Origin of the sequence: Neisseria sp. P0008.S010 (assembly GCF_051962715.1) — a bacterium.
Classification (GTDB): domain Bacteria; phylum Pseudomonadota; class Gammaproteobacteria; order Burkholderiales; family Neisseriaceae; genus Neisseria; species Neisseria elongata.
Genome location: NZ_JBQCVA010000373.1, coordinates 1 through 249, shown reverse-complemented (window position 1 = coordinate 249; position 249 = coordinate 1). Strand labels below are relative to the sequence as shown.

General features: G+C 53.4%; 1 rRNA gene. It reads left to right on the top strand.

The features are described 5' to 3' along the window. A 16S ribosomal RNA gene (locus ACTHSL_RS13965) occupies positions 1 to 249 on the top strand; the annotation flags it as partial.

The following is a 249-nucleotide window of genomic DNA, read 5'->3' as shown; positions in this document are numbered from 1 at the left end:
GAATTACTGGGCGTAATGCGCGCGTAGGCGGTTTAATAAGCGGAGTGTGAAATCCCCGGGCTCAACCTGGGAACTGCATTCCGAACTGTTAAGCTAGAGTATGAGAGAGGGTGGCGGAATTCCGAGTGTAGCGGTGAAATGCGTAGATATTCGGAGGAACACCAGTGGCGAAGGCGGCCACCTGGATCAATACTGACGCTGAGGCGCGAAAGCGTGGGTAGCAAACAGGATTAGATACCCTAGTAGTCC